Source organism: Enterobacter sp. P82 (assembly GCF_037053385.1).
Classification (GTDB): Bacteria; Pseudomonadota; Gammaproteobacteria; order Enterobacterales; family Enterobacteriaceae; genus Enterobacter.
On the sequence record NZ_JBALHX010000001.1, the window covers coordinates 1,354,800 to 1,377,307 of the forward strand.

General features: G+C 52.7%; 22 protein-coding genes. 11 read left to right on the top strand and 11 right to left on the bottom strand.

Going from position 1 to position 22,508, the window contains the following annotated elements:
• Window positions 1-4: 4 nt before the first annotated feature.
• Both WB237_RS06280 and WB237_RS06285 read right to left on the bottom strand, forming a co-directional pair.
• The gene (locus tag WB237_RS06280) at window positions 5-196 is read right to left on the bottom strand and encodes a YnbE family lipoprotein (protein ID WP_114977366.1); all 192 of its coding nucleotides are present in this window, start codon (window positions 194-196) and stop codon (window positions 5-7) included.
• The gene (locus WB237_RS06285; RefSeq protein WP_336211563.1) at window positions 193-2,832 is read right to left on the bottom strand and encodes a YdbH family protein; all 2,640 of its coding nucleotides are present in this window, start codon (window positions 2,830-2,832) and stop codon (window positions 193-195) included. Before WB237_RS06285 ends, WB237_RS06280 begins: the two co-directional genes overlap by 4 nt.
• 210 nt (window positions 2,833-3,042) lie before the next feature.
• Here WB237_RS06285 and WB237_RS06290 point away from each other — a divergent pair, with 210 nt between their 5' ends.
• Window positions 3,043-4,032, top strand: coding sequence for a 2-hydroxyacid dehydrogenase (locus WB237_RS06290; protein WP_336211565.1), 990 nt, complete (start codon window positions 3,043-3,045; stop codon window positions 4,030-4,032).
• A gap of 42 nt (window positions 4,033-4,074) precedes the next feature.
• Here the strand turns inward: WB237_RS06290 and WB237_RS06295 are convergent, their stop codons facing one another.
• Complete coding sequence (locus WB237_RS06295; RefSeq protein WP_336211568.1) at window positions 4,075-5,283, bottom strand: MFS transporter; 1,209 nt, start codon at window positions 5,281-5,283, stop codon at window positions 4,075-4,077.
• Between the two features lie 452 nt (window positions 5,284-5,735).
• Here WB237_RS06295 and WB237_RS06300 point away from each other — a divergent pair, with 452 nt between their 5' ends.
• Together WB237_RS06300 and WB237_RS06305 are read left to right on the top strand one after the other, a co-directional pair.
• Window positions 5,736-6,407, top strand: coding sequence for an MgtC family protein (locus tag WB237_RS06300; protein ID WP_336211570.1), 672 nt, complete (start codon window positions 5,736-5,738; stop codon window positions 6,405-6,407).
• Between the two features lie 264 nt (window positions 6,408-6,671).
• Window positions 6,672-6,890: a cold shock domain-containing protein gene (locus WB237_RS06305; protein ID WP_049006765.1), complete on the top strand. Its 219-nt coding sequence runs from the start codon at window positions 6,672-6,674 to the stop codon at window positions 6,888-6,890.
• A 90-nt stretch (window positions 6,891-6,980) separates the two neighbouring features.
• Here WB237_RS06305 and WB237_RS06310 read toward each other — a convergent pair whose 3' ends face one another.
• Window positions 6,981-7,145 carry a YnfU family zinc-binding protein gene (locus tag WB237_RS06310; RefSeq protein WP_336211573.1) on the bottom strand — a complete coding sequence of 55 codons (165 nt, stop codon included), beginning with the start codon at window positions 7,143-7,145 and terminating at the stop codon, window positions 6,981-6,983.
• Between the two features lie 148 nt (window positions 7,146-7,293).
• Here WB237_RS06310 and WB237_RS06315 point away from each other — a divergent pair, with 148 nt between their 5' ends.
• Window positions 7,294-7,521 carry a hypothetical protein gene (locus tag WB237_RS06315; protein ID WP_028017563.1) on the top strand — a complete coding sequence of 76 codons (228 nt, stop codon included), beginning with the start codon at window positions 7,294-7,296 and terminating at the stop codon, window positions 7,519-7,521.
• 159 nt (window positions 7,522-7,680) lie between these two features.
• Here WB237_RS06315 and dcp read toward each other — a convergent pair whose 3' ends face one another.
• The gene (gene dcp, locus WB237_RS06320; protein WP_336211576.1) at window positions 7,681-9,714 is read right to left on the bottom strand and encodes a peptidyl-dipeptidase Dcp; all 2,034 of its coding nucleotides are present in this window, start codon (window positions 9,712-9,714) and stop codon (window positions 7,681-7,683) included.
• Between the two features lie 142 nt (window positions 9,715-9,856).
• Here dcp and ydfG point away from each other — a divergent pair, with 142 nt between their 5' ends.
• The 3 genes from ydfG to ydfZ all read left to right on the top strand — a co-directional run bounded on the left by ydfG (window position 9,857) and on the right by ydfZ (window position 11,889).
• A complete protein-coding gene (ydfG, locus tag WB237_RS06325; RefSeq protein ID WP_023292548.1) occupies window positions 9,857-10,603 on the top strand; it encodes a bifunctional NADP-dependent 3-hydroxy acid dehydrogenase/3-hydroxypropionate dehydrogenase YdfG in 747 nt (248 codons plus the stop codon).
• A gap of 91 nt (window positions 10,604-10,694) precedes the next feature.
• Window positions 10,695-11,381: a GntR family transcriptional regulator gene (locus WB237_RS06330; protein ID WP_236921561.1), complete on the top strand. Its 687-nt coding sequence runs from the start codon at window positions 10,695-10,697 to the stop codon at window positions 11,379-11,381.
• A 304-nt stretch (window positions 11,382-11,685) separates the two neighbouring features.
• Window positions 11,686-11,889 (top strand): putative selenium delivery protein YdfZ, encoded by a 204-nt coding sequence (gene ydfZ, locus WB237_RS06335; RefSeq protein WP_014831738.1) that lies wholly within the window; start codon window positions 11,686-11,688, stop codon window positions 11,887-11,889.
• 46 nt (window positions 11,890-11,935) lie between these two features.
• Here the strand turns inward: ydfZ and WB237_RS06340 are convergent, their stop codons facing one another.
• The 5 genes from WB237_RS06340 to WB237_RS06360 all read right to left on the bottom strand — a co-directional run bounded on the left by WB237_RS06340 (window position 11,936) and on the right by WB237_RS06360 (window position 17,746).
• A complete protein-coding gene (locus WB237_RS06340) occupies window positions 11,936-13,396 on the bottom strand; it encodes a mannitol dehydrogenase family protein (RefSeq protein ID WP_336211587.1) in 1,461 nt (486 codons plus the stop codon).
• 222 nt (window positions 13,397-13,618) lie between these two features.
• On the bottom strand, window positions 13,619-14,986 hold the full coding sequence (locus WB237_RS06345; protein ID WP_336211590.1) for an MFS transporter: 1,368 nt from the start codon (window positions 14,984-14,986) through the stop codon (window positions 13,619-13,621).
• Window positions 14,987-15,059: 73 nt separating this feature from the next.
• Entirely contained in the window at window positions 15,060-16,079 is a 1,020-nt protein-coding gene (locus WB237_RS06350) for a Zn-dependent oxidoreductase (RefSeq protein ID WP_336211593.1), read from the bottom strand.
• 14 nt (window positions 16,080-16,093) lie between these two features.
• Window positions 16,094-17,308: a D-mannonate dehydratase ManD gene (gene manD / locus WB237_RS06355; protein ID WP_108090004.1), complete on the bottom strand. Its 1,215-nt coding sequence runs from the start codon at window positions 17,306-17,308 to the stop codon at window positions 16,094-16,096.
• A gap of 111 nt (window positions 17,309-17,419) precedes the next feature.
• Entirely contained in the window at window positions 17,420-17,746 is a 327-nt protein-coding gene (locus tag WB237_RS06360) for a YnfA family protein (protein WP_336211597.1), read from the bottom strand.
• A 152-nt stretch (window positions 17,747-17,898) separates the two neighbouring features.
• On the opposite strand from WB237_RS06360, the gene WB237_RS06365 reads away from it, so the two are divergent.
• Window positions 17,899-18,237 (top strand): DUF1283 family protein, encoded by a 339-nt coding sequence (locus tag WB237_RS06365; protein ID WP_129995920.1) that lies wholly within the window; start codon window positions 17,899-17,901, stop codon window positions 18,235-18,237.
• Window positions 18,237-18,797 (top strand): spermidine N1-acetyltransferase, encoded by a 561-nt coding sequence (gene speG / locus WB237_RS06370; RefSeq protein ID WP_336211601.1) that lies wholly within the window; start codon window positions 18,237-18,239, stop codon window positions 18,795-18,797. The genes WB237_RS06365 and speG overlap by 1 nt, the downstream gene beginning before the upstream one ends.
• Window positions 18,798-18,814: 17 nt before the next feature.
• Here the strand turns inward: speG and WB237_RS06375 are convergent, their stop codons facing one another.
• Window positions 18,815-19,525, bottom strand: a complete 711-nt coding sequence (locus WB237_RS06375; protein WP_236921567.1) for a YnfC family lipoprotein — start codon at window positions 19,523-19,525, stop codon at window positions 18,815-18,817.
• Between the two features lie 104 nt (window positions 19,526-19,629).
• Here WB237_RS06375 and WB237_RS06380 point away from each other — a divergent pair, with 104 nt between their 5' ends.
• Together WB237_RS06380 and ynfE are read left to right on the top strand one after the other, a co-directional pair.
• Window positions 19,630-19,896, top strand: a complete 267-nt coding sequence (locus tag WB237_RS06380) for a DUF1161 domain-containing protein (protein WP_336211607.1) — start codon at window positions 19,630-19,632, stop codon at window positions 19,894-19,896.
• A 131-nt stretch (window positions 19,897-20,027) separates the two neighbouring features.
• Window positions 20,028-22,466 carry a selenate/tellurate reductase subunit YnfE gene (ynfE, locus tag WB237_RS06385; RefSeq protein WP_336211610.1) on the top strand — a complete coding sequence of 813 codons (2,439 nt, stop codon included), beginning with the start codon at window positions 20,028-20,030 and terminating at the stop codon, window positions 22,464-22,466.
• Window positions 22,467-22,508 lie beyond the last annotated feature (42 nt).

Here is a 22,508-nt window from a genome sequence, read left to right on the forward strand (position 1 = left end):
GTCCTCAGAACAGATCGCTACGCGATTTCAGCAGAGTTTCAACGTCTTTATCGACCTTAATGTGGATCTCATGTTCGATTTTGACATTCATATTGATGGTAATCGGCTCTTTCGGTGCCGCGACTTCAATACGCGGCGTACAGCCACTCAGTAGCGCAGCAACGGCAACGGTGAGTACACCAGCCATCTTTTTCATTGTTGTTCCTCACTTTCCTTGCCAGTCGAACTGCGGGGACCGGGTATCGCCGCGTGTTGCTCAAACCAGGTTTGCAGGTTGTCTCCAAAACGCAGGCTGCGCCAGAGGGTAAAGACATTCTCGTCATGGGTATAGTTCAGGTTGACGGTGCTGCTTTTACCATCGACACGACTGGTCCCCTTGATGGTGGCCTGCATGGTTAATTGCCCCAGGTTATCTAAATTGATTCTCGTCCACGAACGCGAAATTTCCATATAGCGGAGCCAGTTAATCGCGGCACCCGCGACCATATTATCGTTCACAATGGCATCTGCAGTATCTTTGTCGATACGCAGCGTCATGGGCCCGGGGTTGCTCAGCCAGCCATCTTTGATGATCCATTTTTCATTGTCCAGCCAGAACGGTAGCGCCCCGCTTACCGGGCCTGACATGGCAAACTGTTTCGGATTGACGGCGCTAATCAGTTCGCTGGAAGAGATATTGTCTACGCGCAGCAGGGCCGGATCGTGTTGCGGCATCCTCAGCTGCTGCATGGTGATTTTCCCGCCGAGGGTTTCCACCTTCACGTTGGTGAGCAGGAGCGGGTTTTCCTCGGTCCAGGGGTAGTCCCCCTGGAGATCCGCCGTGATATTTCTCGCGGTTACCAGGTTTTCCACTTCATCTATGCGCAACGTTACCGGGCCGCGCGTGCCCAGGGACCAGGTCCCTTCGCTGAAGCGGAACGGCAGCACAAAATCGACGCCATTGATCTGGTTATCCGGCATCCAAACACTACCAGACTTCAGCACGCCGTGCCCACCTGCTTCAAAGCCCTGATCGGCTGCCGCCGAGAAGGCGACCTGCGCATAGAGTTCTCCGTCACGCAGCGTCATTTTCCAGTCTGGCGGGATCAGCGGCTGAAATACGGTAAGCGACTGTTTTGGCCACCAGGCCTGCCCGCGAAGACGCTCCCCATCCCATCGACCATTCACCTGTACCGGGCCAATTTTGTCTGCATGGAGGTCGCCCTTGAACTGGAAAATCGTTGGGTCTGTCCCGTCGACGCTAAAGGTCAGTACCGACGGTGGTAACACGCTGCCGCCGGAGAAGCGGGTTTGTCCCGCATTGAGCGCCAGCGCGCCGCTGAAGGTGGGTTTTTCGGGGTCACGGAACCAGCGCACCGGTTGATCCAGCACCAGACGTGGCTTGCTGACCTCCATGGTGCCGTACTGGAGTTTGTCAAAACCGGTGGAGAGCGCAGTTAGCTCAATGAGGTTATCACGCCATTCGCCTTTCCCGGCGACATCCCAGCGCGCATTCATCGGCGTAAAGCCCCCTTTTCCCCAGTAGCGCCACTGCCACAGACCGTTGTCGGGTAAAAAGTCGTTGGCCTGACCGTCCAGGTGGAGCTCAAAATCGCCCATTTCGTTTTCATGCGCCCGCAGGATCGCCTGTAAACGTCCATCGACACCTTTTGGCGTGAGCTTGACGCCCGCCAGTGGCCAGCGGATTTCGTCGATATCCAGCGAATCAATGATGCGACCGCGCGAGCGCAGTAACGCTCCCGGCTCAAAGGCGAGTTGAGGATCGTTCAGGCCGCCGGTTAGTCTGGCCGGGAGTTTGGCGTAAAGCACCAGGTCGTCCTGTTTGGCTTCCCCGCTCAGATGAAGCGGCATGTCGCTGTTTTCCAGGCTGAGCCTGCCCGGTCCAAGATTTAGCACGGCGTTACCCTTCCCGGCATCACCGTGAGTCAGGACATTGAGGCGTCCGGTAAAGGTGGCTTTCTCCAGCCCCTGCTGCCAGTTATCCACACGAAGACCGACGCGACCACTCATCGGCATACCGGAAAGGTTCCAGTTCCAGCGCCCGTCGCTGATGTTCAGCTGTTGTGCCGTGATTTGCCATGGCAAATCAAGTAGAGGATCGGGCTTATCCCGCGCCATTACCAGCAATTGCCCCTGATTTTCCTCCCAGTCCAGATCGGCATCGACCAGCGAGGTAAGCTGTGGCACGTTAAAGGTCGCGACCGCGTGGCCTTTAACTGGCACGCCATCAGGAACCAGAGGCAGAGTGAACTCGCCCACCAGTTTTATGGGTTGAGGCTGATCGGGAAGCTGCACATCGAACTGACTCACTGAAAGCATCTGTCCACGAAGTTTCCCTTTAATACTAACCTGCTCGCCTTTATAGGTTATCTCCTGGATAGCGGGCGTCAGCGAGGCATGAAGTTCGCCTTGCCATTGTTGCCAGGGCGAGAGCGTCAGACGATGAACGGTGATCCAGGTCTTTGGCAAAACCGCCTGCCACTGGGCCAGCGTTTTGGGGGCAACCGTTGATGGCGCAGACTGAGGGATTTTGTTGAAACACACGGAATTAAGCTCAAGCGCGCCGATATCCAGTTTCCAGCGGCTTGGACGTGACAGCGTCACGTTATCGACCCGGGCGATTTCACAGTCTTCAACCAGATAGCGAATATCGGGAATGACCAGTGCGTGACGGGTGATTTTGGGGCTTTGTTCAAAAGCGATACGTGTCCCGACAGGCAGCCAGATACCGGCAAGTGTCGGAACCCACTGGGCGAGCGTCATCAGCAGCGTCAGCGGCAAGAGAATGAACAGCAGTAAAAGCGCAATTGCGGCTTTGTATTTACCCTTCATGGGCAGTTAATATCCTGATTTAGCGAAAGAATTAAGCCGACATTGCCGATCATTGTCGCATGTTTAGCCAGTCAGTTGAAGGGAATGCCATTTTTAAGGATAGATGCTCTAGAATAATTGATAGAACTTATTGAATTCAATAATATTTTAGAAATTGTAAGATAATTTTAATCATGCTAACGTGAATGCAAAATCACTGGAGAAAGTCTTATGAAACTCGCGGTATATAGCACAAAGCAGTACGACAAAAAGTATCTGCAACATGTTAACGAGGCTTACGGGTTTGAGCTTGAATTTTTCGACTTTCTGCTGTCCGAAAAAACCGCCAAAACGGCACACGGCTGCGAAGGCGTCTGCATTTTTGTGAATGATGACGGCAGTCGTCCGGTGCTAGAAGAGTTGAAAAAACAGGGCGTAAAGTACGTCGCCCTGCGCTGCGCGGGCTTCAATAATGTGGATCTCGACGCGGCGAAAGAGTTGGGGTTGAAGGTGGTTCGCGTGCCGGCGTACTCACCGGAAGCGGTCGCGGAACATGCGATTGGCATGATGATGTCCCTGAACCGTCGTATTCACCGCGCCTATCAGCGCACCCGTGATGCTAACTTCTCGCTAGAAGGGCTGACCGGCTTTACCATGTACGGCAAAACCGCCGGCGTGATCGGCACCGGTAAAATTGGCGTCGCCGCCCTGCGTATTCTGAAGGGCTTTGGCATGCGTCTGCTGGCATTTGATCCCTACCCAAGCGCTGCTGCGCTGGAACTGGGCGTGGAATATGTCGACCTGTCAACCCTGTTATCACAGTCTGACGTGATCTCCCTGCACTGCCCGCTGACACCGGAAAACTACCACCTGCTCAACCAGGCAGCATTTGACCAGATGAAAGATGGCGTGATGATCATCAACACCAGCCGCGGCGGGTTGATTGACTCTCAGGCTGCCATCGAAGCGCTGAAAACGCAGAAAATCGGTGCGCTGGGGATGGACGTGTATGAAAACGAACGCGATCTGTTCTTTGAAGACAAGTCTAATGATGTGATTCAGGATGACGTCTTCCGTCGCCTTTCCGCATGCCATAACGTTCTGTTCACTGGACACCAGGCGTTTCTGACTGCCGAAGCGTTGATCAGCATTTCGGAAACCACACTGGGGAATTTGCAGCAGTTGGAAAAGGGTGAAGACTGCCCTAACGCGATAGTGTAAACCACCTGTGCCGGGTGGGCGACGTCCTGCCCGGCCAAAAATCTACACGCTGTCCGGCGCTCGGTTAGTTTCCCATGACCGATGAGCAAAGCGCCACCAGAGCAAGACGGCCATCAGGGCAATCGCGCTCAGTACGCTGAATGCCGTCGCAAATGAGTAATGACCGGCGATCGTGCCAGTTAACGCTGGACTCATGGATGCTCCAATCCCCTGCATCAACATCACCACACTCTGCCCGGCATTGACGTGACCACTGCCGCGCAACAGCACCACAATAAACGACGGTACCACGACACCCAGGATCCCGGCGGCCAGTCCATCGAGAATTTGAACCGGGATCATCATTAACGGCGCATCGGTGGATGCCGCCAGCGCCGCGCGTACTGGCATAACCAGCAGCGCCAGCATAATTAAGCGCCAGTAACCGTAGCGTTCTGTTCGGTGTGCGACCCAGATGGCGACGGGGATCATCACGGCCTGAGAAATGATGACGGTGCCAGCCGCGTACAAACCGGGGTTGATCGAGGCAGGTGCTGCGGCAACCCTCATACTCAGCATTGGCAGCAGTGCCGCGTTCGCCAGATGGAACAGCAGAAGCGTCAGCCCGGTAACAAAAAGCGCTCGTTTTTTAAGCAACACTGCAAAACCGGGAACCGGTTGCTTCACTGAAGATGACAACCCTCGCGCGGTGTTGTTATCGATATCCTTATTGCGAATGACAAACAGCGCGCAGAGCGTGAGCAGCGTCGTGCAGGTCATCAGCAGGAAAATCCCGCCCACGCCCCAGTACCAGGCGATGCCGCCAGCTATCAGGGCGGTCATAAAGTTACCCGCATGATTAAACGCCTCATTTTTGCCCATCTGCGCACTGAACCCGCTCTGGCCGGTCAGCCCAAGCGTTATCCCGGCGATCAGCGGCCCCACAAACGCCGCACAGATACCGCTGACAATTTGCGAAACGGCAACAACACCGCTTTGCTGGCTAAACCAGAGCAGGAGCGTACTGAGGGTGATGAGCAGGCACACCAGCGCCAACACGGACCGCTTACTGCGCGAGGTATCGGTGATGAATCCCGCCGGCAACGTGGCCAGTAATCCCGCCAGCCCTCCGGCCGTCATCAATATGCCGATATCATCGGGGGTCCAGTGGCGTTCGGTCAGAAAAATACCGAGAAAAGGGCCGAGACCATCGCGGACATCTGCAATGAAAAAACTTGTCAGGCATAGCGCCCGCAGTGAACGAAGAGACATACTGCCTTCCTTTGCATAGTACATGCCTGTTAAAAACACAATGGAGTATACCGGGTATCGGTGAAAATGAGATGACATATAAAAAACTTTTTCCCGAACTTAAACAATTCATAACGAACGTTGTTTTTTCGCTTTACTCATTATCAAGCCTTATTATACTGGCGATAAATTTACACAGGAGTCCTTCGTTGGAAAGTCACCTTATATATGATACGAAGGTAAGCTAGTGCGATTTCCCGCTGCTTACCTGAACGGTGGGCAGCAATCTCTTCAACGCGATTGCATCCCGGTACATTAAGAACCGCTATAAATGTGGGTAATCGCTATGTTCATGTTTACACATTCACTCTTTCCGCCACCATCGCTCTGAAAATACGTAGTATTTAAATGACGTCATATTGTGCTTTAGCACTGACGTTTAGTATTTAATAACGTAAACAGGCGACAGGCTGATGTTCCCTTATATCTCTCATCTGCTCGCAGCAATGCTGCTGGGCGCAATTATTGGCGCAGAAAGACAATGGCGCCAGCGTATGGCCGGGCTTCGTACCAATGCACTGGTTGCTACAGGCGCGGCAGTGTTTATTTTAAGTTCCGTATCGACGTCACCCGATAGCCCCGGGCGCATCGCGGCACAGATCGTCTCCGGGATTGGATTTCTCGGCGCAGGTGTCATTATGCGTGAAGGGATGAATATTCGGGGTCTGAATACTGCGGCAACGCTGTGGTGTTCGGCCGGAATCGGTGTTCTATGCGGATTAGGCCAATTCTGGAATGCCGCGATGGCAAGTTTAATTATCCTTTGTGCTAACATATTGCTTCGCGAAGCGGCACAGCGGATTAATCAACTCCCCGCGCTTCACGAAGGCGAAAAATGCTATGTTCTGAAAGTGACCTGTAATGATGAGCATGAAGATGCCGTGCGTCAGAATGTCGTCAAAATGGCACAAGAGCTGACGTTAAGTCTGAAAGCCATTTATTCAACGGCAGCGAAAACAGAAGGAACCACCGAAATTCGGGTTGAAGTGATTACCCGGGAGGAATACCGAAAATTACTCGATTTGATTATGGGTAATATGGGTGGTAATAAAATTATCGCTTCCGTAAGCTGTCATGCTATTTGAACATAAGCCGGGCTCTGTGCCCGGCTACGCGACCACTCAGCAAGCACACGCGCCCAGACGGCTAAAATAAAATTTGCTAATTAATCCTGTCCGTGCATTAATGATCTCGTTGGTTCGATGCAATACTGAATGTAACATTTTACTAAGCAGTCCTCATAACCAGGCGCTATCGCTGATACCCCCTCCTTTTGAGTCCATACGTATCCAGTTTATACGTTTCCTGTCATAACGTTACTACTTTAAAAGCATTCAAATGGAGTATATATGTCGTCAAAAATTTTAGGTCTGGTTAAGTGGTTTAACGAAGATAAAGGCTTTGGTTTTATCTCCCCGCTTGATGGCAGTAAAGATGTTTTTGTCCATTTTTCCGCCCTTGAGGGGGACAGTTTCAACACACTTTTTGAAGGTCAAAAAGTCGAGTTTGCTATCATTAGCGGCAGTAAAGGCCCTGCAGCAGGTAACGTAACGCTTTGCGATAAATAATATCACCTGGGACCCGCGATAACGATGACGGTTTTCCTGAGTAGTCGGGTCCTTAGCATTGTTTTTTAATATTCTGGGGAAATTATTTTTTTAAAGCCGTTGAGAGGACTTAAACAGAGTGTTGCAATATGGGCAAACAAGTTGCGCGCCCTTTTGTACGCGATTATAGCTGTGCTCTGAATCTTTCGAGCAGTTTGGGCAGGGACATTTGACTAAATGATTTCGACGGAATTGCGTATTTTTACGTCCAGACATAGGCTTCTCCTGATTAAATGGACTGCCACAGTACACGTTAAGTCAGGATATTGCTTGTTTTAATTTTCGAAAAAGTTAAAACAATGAATAAATCAGTCTCTTTGGACGGCATCAGCTTAAAAAATCACGAATGATTACAGGGTGATATATGAAAAAGGTGATAGTGTTCTTTAATGGTAAACCGAGCAAAGTTATGACCGTACTTAAGGGCATTACATCCATACGTGAAGAATATCCGAATGGCGAAGAGGTTAATCTTCAGATAATGTCTGCTGGTTTTCCGTCTTTAACAGGCGATCATGATGTTATCTATGTTGCCTCAGATCGGGAACTTACCTCTCAGGAAATACTCGATGCAGCACAAAAATATTTGTGATGTCTCGGGTTCGCAGTTAATTTTTTGAATTAAGATTAGAATAACAACTATGCATCATCATTAGCGCCTGCTTAATGCAGGCTTTTTTTATGACCATTTGTCCTCAACGGTGAGCGGGTCAAGCGGGCGCTAACCCTGGATGACCCGCCAACTATGGCATTACGCGCTCAATCCGCGATTCTCCAGCATCGGTTCAATCTTTGGATCGTGCCCACGCCAGTTACGATACAGTTCCGCTAAATCAGTACTATTCCCACGGGATAAAATCGCCTCACGGAATTTTTGCCCGTTTTCACGGGTTAAACCGCCCTGCTCGACAAACCACTGATAACCATCGTCCGCCAGCATTTGCGTCCACAGGTAAGCGTAATACCCCGCCGCGTAACCGCCACCAAAGATATGAGCAAAGTAGCTGCTACGATAACGCGGCGGTACGGCGGGCAGATCCAGCCCCTCTTTTTTCAGGGCGGCAGCTTCAAACGCCTCGACACTTTCAACAGGCTCACGAATACTGTGCCAGTTCATGTCCAGCAGCGCGGCACTGAGTGTCTCCGTCATGTCATAGCCTTTGTTAAACTGAGTCGCACTCAGCATGCTTCTCCGTAGCGTTTCCGGCATCGGTTCACCGGTTTCAAAATGACGGGCGTAATGGGCAAATACCTGAGGATGGCTGGCCCAGTGTTCGTTTATTTGCGACGGAAACTCAACGAAATCACGTGGGGTATTGGTACCCGCGAGCGTGGCGTAGCGCTGGCTGGCAAACAGCCCGTGTAGCGTATGGCCGAACTCGTGGAACAGGGTAATCACATCATCCCAGGAGAGTAGCGCCGGGCGTCCATTACCCGGTTTCTGATAGTTACAGACGTTGTAGATAACCGGACGGGTGGCAAATTCATAGGATTGCACGACAAAACTGTCCATCCACGCCCCACCTTGCTTGGAGTCACGGGCAAAGAAGTCACCGTAGAACAGTGCCATACCAACACCCGTGTGGTCGAAAATTTCCCATACGCGAACGTCCGGGTGATAAACCGGGATATCAAAGCGCTCCACAAAGCGGATACCGAACAGCTGGCTGGCCGTCCAGAATACGCCATCGTGCAGTACGTTATTGAGCGCAAAATACGGCCTGATTTGCGACTCATCAAGGGTATATTTTGCCTGACGCACGCGCTCCGCATAGAAGGCCCAGTCCCAGGCCTGTACGGTGAAACCACCCTGCTCGTCCTCAATGACTTTCTGAATATCGGCCTGCTCGCGTTCCGCACGGGTACGTGCGGCAGGCACAATGCCACGCATAAAGGTAAGCGCTGCGTCTGGCGTTTTCGCCATCTGGTCGGCAATGCTCCAGCTGGCGTAATCCTCAAAGCCCAGCAAGCGAGCCTGTCGCGCACGCAACGCGGTAAGACGAAGGATCAGCGCGCGCGTATCGTTCTCATCCCCTTTCTGGGTACGTGTCCAGCCTGCGTTAAACAGATTTTCGCGCGTCTGACGATTGCGCAGCGCCGAAAGCGCGGGTTGCTGGGTGGTGTTCAGGAGCGGGATCAGCCAGCGGTCGTTGAGATCTCTCTCGGAGGCAGCCTGTGCGGCATCTGCGATCTCGTCAGCGCTAAGACCATCAAGCTGGTGTGAGTAATCCACCACCAGCCCGCCCGCTTTATCAGCAGCCAGCAGACGCTGATTAAACTGGCTGGTCAGGGTAGCCGCCTCGGTATTCAGTGTCTTCAGCTCGGCTTTTTCTGTCTCATTCAGACGTGCGCCGGCCAGAATAAACCGCTGATATGTCTCCTCAACTAATCTACGGGATTCAGCGTCCAGCGCGGCACGGTCCTGCCAGACGCTCTCCACGCGAGCGAAAAGCGTGTCGTTTAGCCAGATATCGTTCGCCAGCGCGGCAAGTTCGGTAGAAAACTGCTCTTCCAGCTCCTGCAGATACGGATTGGTGTGTGCGGAGGTCATGGCGAAGAAAACACTGTTGACGCGCGTAAGCATAGCGCCGCTTTTCTCCAGCGCCAGTACGGTGTTAGTGAAGTCTGGCGCAGTGGTCTGAGAGACAATGGCGTCAATATCCGCCCGCTTCTGGCGAAGCGCTTCATCGAAAGCCGGGCGATAGTGGCTATCGTTGATTTCATCAAAATGAGGTGCCTGGTAAGGTAAAAGGCTAATTTCAAAAAAGGGATTCGTGGCCGTCATCTTTTGCTCCTGAGTACGGGTATCCTCCCAGAGTAGGCCAGGCCGCCATACCCTGCAATGCTGTCATACAAATGTTGCCTTAACGCACCCTCGGCGACCGTGCTATGTTAGTACAACACAAAAAGCGTTGAGGAACAGTGAGATGATTATTTTAGTTACCGGGGCGACAGCGGGTTTTGGTGAGAGCATCACGCGTCGCTTCGTCGCCAACGGACACAAGGTAATTGCAACGGGCCGTCGTCAGGAGCGCCTGCAGGAGCTGAAAGACGAATTGGGTGACAGCATCCTGACCGCGCAACTGGATGTGCGTAACCGCGCAGCCATTGAAGAAATGATTGCTAACCTGCCTGCCGAATGGCGCGCCATTGATGTGCTGGTCAACAATGCCGGTCTGGCGCTGGGCATGGAGCCTGCCCATAAAGCCAGCGTTGAAGACTGGGAAAACATGATCGACACCAATAACAAAGGACTGGTCTATATGACCCGTGCAGTGCTGCCGGGTATGGTCGAGCGCAACCGCGGCCACATTATCAATATTGGTTCCACCGCAGGGAGCTGGCCTTACGCGGGCGGTAACGTTTATGGCGCAACCAAAGCGTTTGTGCGCCAGTTCAGCCTGAACCTGCGTACCGATCTGCACGGCACGGCCATCCGTGTCACCGATATCGAACCAGGTCTGGTGGGCGGGACAGAATTCTCCAATGTGCGTTTCAAAGGTGATGACGCGAAAGCGGACAAAACCTACGAAAACGCTAACGCGCTGACGCCGGAAGATGTCACTGAAACGGTGTGGTGGGTGGCGACGCTGCCGAAACACGTCAACATCAACACCGTAGAAATGATGCCGGTCAGCCAGAGTTTTGCCGGACTTAGCGTCCATCGTGGCTAACTGAGCCCTCCCCGGCCTGCGGGCCGGGTCTGTTTCGGGTTATAAAAGAATGGTAGTATGCCCAGGCTAACTCTCTGAGAAATGACAACTCATGGCCGCTGAATCGCAACTCAATCCCACCCAGCCTGTAAACCAGCAAATCTATCGCATTTTGCGACGTGATATTGTCCATTGCCTGATCCCGCCGGGTACACCGCTTTCTGAAAAAGAGGTGTCCGTGCGTTTTGATGTTTCCCGTCAGCCAGTGCGCGAAGCGTTTATTAAGCTCGCAGAGAACGGTCTGATTCAGATCCGTCCGCAGCGCGGCAGCTATGTGAACAAAATTTCACTCTCCCAGGTGCGCAACGGCTGTTTCGTTCGCCAGGCAATTGAATGTGCAGTCGTGCGCCGCGCTGCAACGCTGATCAACGACAACCAGTGCTACCTGCTGGAGCAAAACCTGCATCAGCAGCGCATTGCGATTGACCGCAAACAGCTCAACGATTTCTTCCTGCTGGATGACGAATTCCACCAGAAGCTGGCGCAAATTGCGGATTGTCAGCTCGCCTGGGACACCATCGAGAACATCAAGGCTACCATCGACCGCGTGCGCTATATGAGTCTTGATCACGTTTCCCCGCCGGAAATGCTACTCCGCCAGCATCATGATATTTTTAATGCGCTTGAAAAGCGCGATGCAGACGGTGTGGAAAAAGCGATGACACTGCATTTGCAGGAAATTAGCGAATCTGTGCAGCTTATTCGCCAGGAAAATAGCGAGTGGTTTAGCGAAGAGTAAATTCTGCATTTAAACCCGGCAGGTGAATTTCACAAAGTTGGCTGCCTGGTATGCAGTTTCTCGCTTATTCCCATTTCCCTCATATCACCAGACATCAATATTTCCCCGCCAAAACTATCAATAAACAAACGGTTCACACGGTAAATTATCGCCGTGTTCCATTAGTGCCGACAATATTGAGAAAAAAGTGTGAGTTTGATCAAAAACAAAAACAAGAAAAGCTGACAGGCGTATTTATAGTGTCCCGTAAACGGTGAACGCTGAATTAGCGCCGTAACGGATAAGTTAGAGAGGAGAATATACCATGATGACATACGACCGTAACCGTAATGCAATCACTACTGGCAGCCGCGTCATGATTAACGGCACTGGTCATACTGGGGTCATTAAAGCGATCCATAGCGACGGTCTTGATGCCGCGCAAGTGCGTCGTAGCAAAACGGTTGAAGTGGAAGGATGCGAAGGTAAGTTCGAACCGATTGAACTGATTCGCCTGGGTATGCACTAAATTGTACCCGCACATGCCGCCGCGAACGGCGGCATGAGATGAATTATCATTGCGCGGCGTACTGTGCCACCGTGGCTTTTGCTCCCTTCTGTAGCAACGTCTGATACGCGCTCATCACCGCATCCACAAAGCCAGCCTCTTCAGGTAGCTCTCTGCCAAAAATAGCCTCGATGCCAAGCAGGGCTTTCACACGGCTTTCCCCCTCGGTACTTCCCTTCACTGCCGCCTGAATCACGGCCAGTTGCGGATCGCTCACCTCAATGACATTACCCTGCTCATCCACACCGCCGACATAGCGCATCCAGCCAGCCACACCCAATGCCAGTAGCGGGAAAGGCTTTTGATGCACAAGGTGCCAGCGCACAGAATCCAGCATACGCTGCGGGAGCTTCTGGCTACCGTCCATCGCAATTTGCCAGGTTCGATGACGCAAAGCCGGGTTACTGTAGCGTGCAATCAGCAGATCAGCATAATGGCCTAAATCGACACCTTTCACTTTTAAGGTTGGCGCCTGCTCATTGAGCATCAACTTATACGCGGCGAGGCGGTAATTCTCATCCTGCATACAGTCGTTAATATGCTGGTAACCCGCCAGATAACCAAGATACGCAAGGAATGAATGACTGCCATTGAGCATACGCAGCTTCATCTCTTCAAACGGAATAACATCTGACACCAGCTCAGCCCCGGCTTTTTCCCATTCAGGACGTCCGGCAACAAAGTTATCTTCAATCACCCACTGGCGGAACGGTTCACAGGCCACGGCCGCCGGGTCGCGTACGCCAGTCAGTTGTTCGATTTTATTCAGTGTTTCTGCCGTTACTGCAGGCACGATGCGGTCCACCATCGTTGACGGGAAGGTGACACTGGATTCAATCCAGTCCGCCAGTTCCCCATCGACAGCACGAGCATAAGCACAGGTGACATTGCGCATCACATGGCCGTTCTCCGGCATGTTGTCGCAGGACATCACGCTGAAAGCAGGCAGACCCGCAGCTTTACGGCGTGCCAGCGCTTCAACTACTACCCCAGGTGCGGATATCGGATGATGGGGGTTTTGCAGGTCAGCAGCAATTAACGGATGATCGAACATCAGTTGCCCGGTCGCGGGTGAGTGACAATACCCTTTCTCGGTGATCGTCAGTGAGACAATTGCCACCTGCGGTTCACACATCGCGGCCAGCACGGTCTCCAGCCCGTCAACCTGGGCATGGAGTGCTTTTTTGACCACTCCGACCACGCGAGATGTCCATGCATCGGCAGACATCTCCGCCACGGTATAGAGGTTATCCTGCGCGTTGAGATCGGCAATCTGCTGCTCGCCGCCAATCAGGTTTACTTCACAATAACCCCAGTTGCTGCCGTGTTCCGCTGCGAGAATATCGGTATAAACCGCCTGATGTGCACGGTGAAATGCACCGAAGCCAAGATGAACAATGCGTGCCTTCAGGTCGTCGCGAGTGTACTGAGGAAGCGTGGCTTTCGCCTGTAATAACCGGTTTTCCATGATTAAGACTCGTTAAGTAGAACGCTGTGAACCACTGCCGCTCATTGACCAGAGCGGCAGTGCCTGCTGACTACACCAACTAGAATGGCAGTTGGGGTAAAAAAATAACTGCCATTAACCATACTGATACTTCAGTTTGAAATTTTGATTTATATTAACTTTTGTTCATGTGGTGTGACACACGCTGAAAGTTGTGTGACAAATTACTCAAGTTATAAACCATTAGTGCCGTGAGGAGACGGCTCCGTAGTTAACGGACTCTTCTGGCGCAACTTCCGCTGCATCCTGCGCCGCACTCAGGTCGCGGTCACGCACTTCCGGCATCAGGAAAGCAGAAACCAGCCCAATCACGGAATAGGCCACCAGCATGGCGACAATCGGCCACCAGGAGCCGGTCATATTGCAGAAGATCCCGGCCAGCACTGGGCCAAACCCGACCGCCACCAGACCACCCGCCTCTTTTGAAATAGCCATACGGGTAAAGCGATTACGTGAGCCAAACATCTCCGCCATAGTGATGTTTTCCAGTGCAAACAGCCCCAGAACGGCAAAATTATGGATAACGATGATCGAGAGCATAATCACGCCCGGCGCATAACTCTTATCAACGATGATCGACAGCATCGGGTACGCCAGAATAATGGCGGAGATATTCAGGATAATGTACGGCAGACGACGACCTACTTTATCCGACAGCCAACCTAATAGTGGGATGGTGATAAACCCGAGAATCGAACTGATCATCAGCGCATCAGTGGGAATCGCTTTATTAAACAGCAACGTCTGGACCAGATAACCGGCAAGGAACGTCTGAATCAGACCTGAATTACCCGCCTGACCAAAACGCAAACCTGTTGCCAGCCAGAAGGATTTGCTCTTAAACATGGCACCTAAAGATGTATCGGGAACCACGGTCTCTGTATCGCTGACTTTCTCAAATACCGGGCTCTCTTTGAGGTTCATCCGCAGCCAGATGGCGAAGATCATCACCACCACACTGGCAAGGAACGGTACGCGCCAGCCCCATGCGAGCAGCTGTTCACGATCGAGGGCAAAGAACATCACAGCCCAGATAGCCGTTGCGCTCAGCGTCCCGCAGTTGGTCCCCATCGCGACCAGCGAGGAGATTATTCCGCGTTTCCCTTTCGGGGCATATTCTGCCAGCATGGTCCCGGCTCCGGAGATCTCTGCCCCGGCACCCAGCCCCTGAATAATGCGCAGTGTCACTAACAGAACAGGTGCAAAAATCCCGATTTGCGCATAGGTCGGCAGGACACCGATGAGGGTGGTACAGATCCCCATCATCGTGATGGTGATGAATAACACCTTTTTACGGCCGATGCTGTCCCCCATTCGGCCAAAGATAAAGGCCCCGACGATGCGCGCAATATAACCTGCACCGTAGGTCCCCATCGCCAGGATCAGCGCCATCGCAGCAGACTGTTCCGGGAAGAAGATCTCATGGAATACCAGGGCAGCCCCCAGCGAGTAAAGCTGGAAATCCATGAACTCGAGAGCGGTGCCCAGCCAGCCGGAGACGGCGGCTTTCACCAGATCGGAGGTCGTTCTTTGAGGTTGTATTTGCGTCATAATGGCTATCTCTGAAAGGTAAGATGCGTACCACATAGAGCCTGTCTGCGCAGGCTCTTAACCGCGTGAATTATTATTTGTCGAATGTCAGCAAGACCTTGCAGCACTGCCGCTGATCTTTTTCAAACAGTTCGATGGCGTCTGTTACGTGGTGATAGTCAAAGGTGTGCGTAATCAATTTTTCAGGGTCGATAAGCCCCTTTTCCAGCCAGTCAATGACGACCGGGAATTTGTTGGCGTTCAGGCGTGAAGAGAAAATCGTCAGCTCTTTACCGGTGATGCCCTGCTGGGCAATCTGGCCTGGTTCGCTTGAGAAGCCCATCAGCACGATGCGCGCCGCCGGAGAAGCCAGCGTAATGGCCTCCTGCAAAATCGCCGGATGACAGGCGGCATCAATGATTAACGTCGGTTTGATGCCTTTTTCCTCCAGCGCAGCCTGTAAGGACTGTTCGCTGTTGTTAAATACCCAATCCGCACCACTACGCTGGGCCATTGCCAGCCGCTCCTCAATACGGTCGACGACAATAACCTGTTTGACCTGATAGACACCTTTCAGCGCCTGAACGGTGACCAGACCCATTGGACCTGCGCCGTAGATCAGGGCTACATCGTGTTCCGTCGGCTTTGCCTGCCCCGTCACGTTGGCGGCAATGGTAAAGGGTTCAACCATGACGGCATGTTTATCCGGGATCGTGTCCGGGATGGGCCAGGCATTTTTAGCAGGTACTGCCGCATAGTCGCTGAAGCCGCCATCACGGTGAACCCCCAGCACCACCAGCGAGGTGCAGACGTTCGGTTTTCCCACCGAGCACGGATAACAATGTCCGCAACTGATCACCGGATCAACCGAGACGCGCTGGCCCAGACGCGAACTGTCGACGCCCTCGCCCACAGCATCAATGACGCCAAAAAACTCATGGCCAATCACACGCGGATACTTCGCAAACGGGTTATGGCCCCGGTAAATATGGCTGTCTGAGCCACAAATCCCGGCCAGTTTAATGCTGACACGCACTTCTCCGGCAGCAGGTTCCGGGCGTGGACGCTCTTCAATCACCAGTTGGTTCGGCTGCTGGATCACTATACTTTTCATCGTTCGCTCCTCACTTACCAGTTCCACAGCGTACCGTCTTCAAGACGGGCCACCGGCAGATAGGCAGGATCGTACGGATACTTCGCTGCCAGCTTTTCATCAAATTCAATGCCCAGGCCCGGCTTATCGCCCGGGTGCATATAACCATTATCAAAGCGCCAGCTGTGCGGGAAGACCTCCAGCATCTGTTCGGAATAGCCCATGTATTCCTGCACGCCAAAGTTCGGTACCCACAGGTCGAAATGCAGCGCGGCCGCATGGCACACTGGCGAGAGATCCGACGGGCCGTGTGAACCCGTACGCACCTGGTAGAGCGAGGCAAAATCCGCGATGCGGCGCATCCCGGTGATCCCCCCCGCATGGGTAATGGTGGTACGGATATAGTCGATAAGCTGCTCCTCAATGAGCTGCTTGCAGTCCCAGATACTGTTAAACACTTCTCCCACCGCAATTGGCGTAACGGTGTGCTGGCGGATCAGGCGGAAGCACGCCTGATTTTCCGCAGGTGTAGGATCTTCCATCCAGAACATACGGAATTCCTCGATGCTTTTGCCGAAACGCGCCGCTTCGATGGGCGTCAGACGATGGTGCATGTCGTGCAGAAGATGTTCATTGAAACCAAATTTACTGCGTACCGCGTCAAACAGCTTTGGAGTGAAGTCGAGGTATTTTTCGGTGGACCAAAGCTGCTCTTCCGGCCAGTCTCCTTTCGTGGCAGGCTCATACGCCAGCCCTTTCCCTTTTGACATGCCGTAGGTGGTTTTCATGCCCGGTACGCCACACTGGACGCGGATCGCTTTAAAACCCATCTCTTTGTGACGGGCGTAATCTTCCAGCACGTCGTCAAGGGTGTGCCCGGTAGTGTGGCAATAAACCATCACCCCTTCCCGGGACGCGCCGCCCAACAGTTGGTAGAGCGGCATGTTCGCCGCTTTGGCTTTGATGTCCCACAATGCCATATCCACGGCAGAGATGGCCGACATAGTGACCGGCCCACGACGCCAGTAAGCACCTTTATAGAAAAACTGCCAGATATCTTCGATGCGGTGGGCATCACGACCAATCAACTGCGGGCAGAGGTGATCCTTCAGATAAGACGCAACGGAAAGTTCGCGCCCGTTCAGCGTGGCGTCGCCAAGACCGATAATCCCCTCGTCGGTAGTAATTTTAAGGGTGACAAAATTCCGCCCCGGGCAGGTAACAAACACGTCAGCCGCGACAATCTTCATAATTCCTTTCCTTACATCGTTGGTTATGATGCTGGAAATTTACTCAACTACACTACTACCATACAAGTATAACGATCATAAAATCAGCGAACGGTCACAAAAACCGGGCGCTCAGGCGCGCCCCCATCCTGCAACAATAATCAGCATACCGCACAGGGCAATCAGCGCGCCGGCCCAGTCGTATGCGCTGAGTTTTACGCCATCCACCACGCGCAGCCACAGCAGTGCGGTACAGACATAGACTCCACCGTAAGCCGCATAGACACGCCCACTGGCAGCCGGGTGTAACGTTAACAGCCAGACAAACAGAGCCAGCGCCACGCCCGCCGGGATGAGCAACAAGACCGTTCCGCCCTTCTTCAGCCAGAGCCAGGGCAAGAAGCATCCGATGATTTCGCAGAGCGCAGTGGCGAAAAAAAGGAGTGTGGTTTTGAACATATTTAACGTTGTATGAGGATTTATTTAGACATCATACCTGATGATGTCCTTTACTTTTCCATACCCTGGCTACGGGTATGACGTAATTTTACTTTGGTGTAGAATCTGAACGGGATAACGTGATTATCTGCACTCACTTAAAAGGAAACGCGATGACTACATTAAGCAAACGCCTTTGTCTGACAGCCCTGCTGGCGCTGTCATCGTTCGCCTTTGCCGCCTCAGCAACAGCGGAAACCAGTAAACTCGTTATTGAGTCTGGTGATAGCGCGCAGAGCCGCCAGAACGCCGCCATGGACAAAGAACAATGGAATGACACCCGCAACCTTCGTCAGAAGGTTAACAAACGTGCGGAAAAAGAGTGGGACAAAGAAGATGTCGCTTTTGACGCGCGTGATAAATGCCAGCAAAGTGCAAATGTTAATGCTTACTGGGAGCCAAATACCCTGCGCTGCCTGGATCGCCGTACTGGCCGCGCGGTAGCGCCTTAATGTCAGCGTCCTGTGATATAAAACTCCGTCCGCTGGAGCGTGAGGATTTGCGCTTTGTCCACCAGCTCGATAACAACGCCAGCGTAATGCGCTACTGGTTCGAAGAGCCTTACGAGGCTTTTGTCGAGCTGTCCGATCTTTACGATAAGCACATACACGATCAGAGCGAACGTCGTTTTGTGGTGGAGTGTGAAGGTGAAAAAGCCGGGCTTGTGGAGCTGGTTGAAATCAACCACGTTCACCGTCGGGCAGAGTTTCAGATTATTATTTCACCTGAACATCAGGGAAAAGGTCTTGCTTCCCGTGCGGCAAAGCTGGCGATGGATTACGGATTCAACGTTCTGAATCTCCACAAGCTTTACCTGATTGTCGATAAAGAGAACGAAAAAGCGATTCACATCTACCGTAAGCTGGGCTTTATGGTGGAAGGTGAGTTGATTCACGAATTCTTTATCAACGGTGAATACCGCAATACTATTCGCATGTGTATCTTCCAGCACCAGCACCTGGCCGGACATAAATCCTCCGGTGCCAGCCTGCTGAAACCTACCGCGCAGTAACCTGCGCGGCTTTATGCTCAGTAGTACTCTATCGTGTTTTTGATCGTGTATTTGCGCTCAACGGCGGGTTTGACGCTGTCGTCCGTGATGGTCAGATCGCAGCTCACCGGATTATTGTGTCGATCGTAGTCGCAGCTCTGCTTCACGTTGCCCAGGGGCTTGTCGTTCAGCATGCTCACTGCCGAGTAATCCATTCTTTTGCGAACATCCTTAGACGGTGTCGACTGTACGGATAAATGCTGATCCCCGGAGACGGTGGTTTTACCCAGCGGGTAACCGTCCGCGTCGTAGCGGTACTTCACCTCCATCTCTTTGCCGTGCGCCGCCACCACAAAACCGTTATCGTCGGTATCCCACGTCACCCCGGCTGAAGGTAATTCCGCCAGCTGGCATTTCCCCTGCAGTTTCACTTTGCGCTGCTGAGTTTCCGCATCAAGGTAGTAATTGGCATCCAGCACCAGCGCCACACCGGTGTTAGCCTCGAGATCGTGCAGCTCCAGGGTATCGAAGCACCCTTCTGTCGACACGGTACCGGTGACCCGTTTAGACACTTCCCCTTTTTCGTTGAACAGCGTCTGGGTAAAGTCTTTGACCGGACCGCGCAGAGGGTCAAAATCAAACTCATTCGAAAAGCTCGCCATCTCGGGGGTAAACGACAGGGGCGCAGTGTTGTTATCACACCCCACCAGTGTCGCTGCCAGTAGCGTTATCGCTGCGTATTTATTCACATTCATTACCGTACAGAGAGATTATTCCCAATCATATTAGCAAATACAGTTGTTTACACGAAGCCTGCTAAAATTAATCTACACACAGAGATAAGGAGCTACAGATGAAACGGTTACCCTGGATTACCGCCGTGCTGTTAATGAGTGCTTCAACGGCCGCGCTGGCGGCACCGGATTCCTGCGAACGCGTGAAAAGCGACATTCAGCAGAAAATCATCAACAACGGCGTGCCTGAGTCAGGTTTTACCCTGAGCATTGTGCCAAACGATCAGGCCGACCAGCCGGGCACGCAGGTGGTGGGTCATTGCGCCAACGACACCTTTAAAATCTTGTACACCCGTACAGGCAACGGTGCTGCTGAAGCTCAGTAATTTACCTTCAATCCCCTTTGATTTGATGAGGATTAATATTTAATACCCCCAAATAAGTAACACTCACCCCATCATTAGCCCGGTTGTAATTACGGGAAAAATAATACGCAATTATAATGATGGGGTGAGCCATGTCCGATACTGAACATCACGGCGGAATTAGCCGTCGAACACTCGTGAAATCTACTGCCTTAGGTTCTCTGGCGCTTGCCGCCGGTGGTTTATCGTTGCCCTTTGGCGTGAAAAGTGCCGCCGCTGCGGTGCAAAACGCCATAAGCCCTGTGGAAGATAAAGTGGTCTGGGGCGCCTGCTCGGTCAACTGCGGTAGCCGCTGCGCATTGCGTCTGCATGTCCGTGACGACGAAGTGTACTGGGTCGAAACCGATAACACCGGTGAGGATATTTACGGTAATCACCAGGTTCGCGCCTGCCTGCGCGGGCGTTCTATTCGGCGTCGGATCAATCACCCTGACCGTCTGAATTACCCGATGAAACGTGTTGGCAAACGTGGTGAAGGCAAATTCGAGCGTATTTCGTGGGATGAAGCGCTGGATACGATCACCCGCAACCTGAAAGGTGTGGTGGAGAAATACGGTAACGAGGCGGTTTACATTAACTACTCCTCCGGCATTGTCGGCGGCAATATCACCCGCTCCTCCCCTTATGCTTCTCTGGTCGCGCGCCTGATGAACTGTTACGGCGGCTTTCTGAGTCATTATGGCACCTACAGCACCGCGCAAATCGCCTGCGCGATGCCGTACACCTACGGCAGCAATGACGGCAACAGCACGTCTGACATCGAAAACACCAAACTGGTGGTGATGTTCGGTAATAACCCGGCGGAAACCCGTATGAGCGGCGGCGGGATTACATATTACCTCGAGCAGGCTCGCGAGCGTTCCAATGCGCGCATGATCGTCATCGACCCGCGCTACACCGACACCGCAGCAGGACGTGAAGATGAATGGATCCCGATCCGTCCAGGCACCGATGCCGCACTGGTGGCTGGTATCGCCTGGGTATTAATCGACGAGAACCTGGTTGACCAACCTTTCCTGGACAAATACTGCGTTGGCTACGACGAAAAAACGCTCCCGGAAGGCGCTCCCGCTAATGGTCACTACAAAGCGTATATTCTCGGCCAGGGCGACGACCAAACAGCCAAGACACCGGAGTGGGCTTCGCGCATTACGGGCATACCGGCAGACCGCATCATTAAGCTTGCGCGCGAAATGGACTCCGCAAAACCGGCCTATATCTGTCAGGGCTGGGGGCCACAACGTCAGGCTAACGGCGAGCTGACAGCCCGCGCCATCGCCATGTTACCGATTTTAACCGGAAACGTGGGGATCAACGGCGGTAACAGCGGCGCGCGTGAGTCGACGTATACCATCACCATCGAACGTATGCCGTTGCCGGATAACCCGGTAAAAACGCAAATCTCCTGCTTTAGCTGGACGGATGCCATCGCCCGTGGGCCGGAAATGACCGCCCTGCGTGACGGCGTTCGCGGTAAAGATAAGCTTGATGTGCCCATCAAATTTATCTGGAACTATGCAGGCAACACCATCATCAACCAGCACTCGGATATCAATAAAACCCACGACATCCTGCAGGACGAAACCAGGTGCGAAACCATCGTGGTGATCGACAACTTCATGACGTCATCGGCGAAATACGCCGATATTCTGCTGCCGGATCTCATGACCGTCGAGCAGGAAGACATCATTCCCAATGATTACGCCGGAAACATGGGTTACCTGATTTTCCTTCAGCCCGTGACCGCACCGAAGTTTGAACGCAAGCCTATCTACTGGATCATGAGCGAAGTGGCGAAACGTCTTGGGCCTGATATTCATCAGAAATTCACCGAAGGCCGTACCCAGGAACAGTGGCTGCAATATCTGTATGCCAAAATGCTCGAAAAAGATCCGCAACTGCCGTCGTATGACGAACTGAAACGAATGGGCATCTATAAGCGCAAAGATCCCAATGGGCACTTTGTGGCTTATAAAAAATTCCGCGATAACCCGGAGGCTAACCCGCTGAAAACCCCTTCGGGTAAGATTGAGATCTACTCCAGTAAACTTGCGGAGATTGCGGCAACCTGGGAGCTGGCCAAAGATGAAACCATCAGCCCTCTTCCGGTTTACGCTTCGACGTTTGACGGTTGGGATGCTCCCGAACGCACCCAGTTCCCGCTGCAGCTGTTCGGTTTCCATTTCAAAGCCCGTACCCATTCGAGCTATGGCAACGTCGACGTGCTGAAAGCGGCTTGCCGTCAGGAGGTCTGGATTAATCCTGTTGATGCTGAAAAACGTGGCATTAAAAATGGCGATACAGTGCGCGTCTTTAACGATCGCGGTGAAGTGAGAATTGAAGCGAAAGTCACACCGCGCATCATGCCCGGCGTGAGTGCCATGGGCCAGGGAGCCTGGCACGACGCTAATATGAACGGCGATCGTATCGACCACGGCTCATGTATCAACACACTGACAACGCACCGCCCGTCACCACTGGCAAAAGGCAATCCGCAGCATACCAATCTGGTGCAGATTGAGAAGGCGTAGTGAATAAAGTGAGTGACCGTGGTTTATTCTATGTTGTGTATT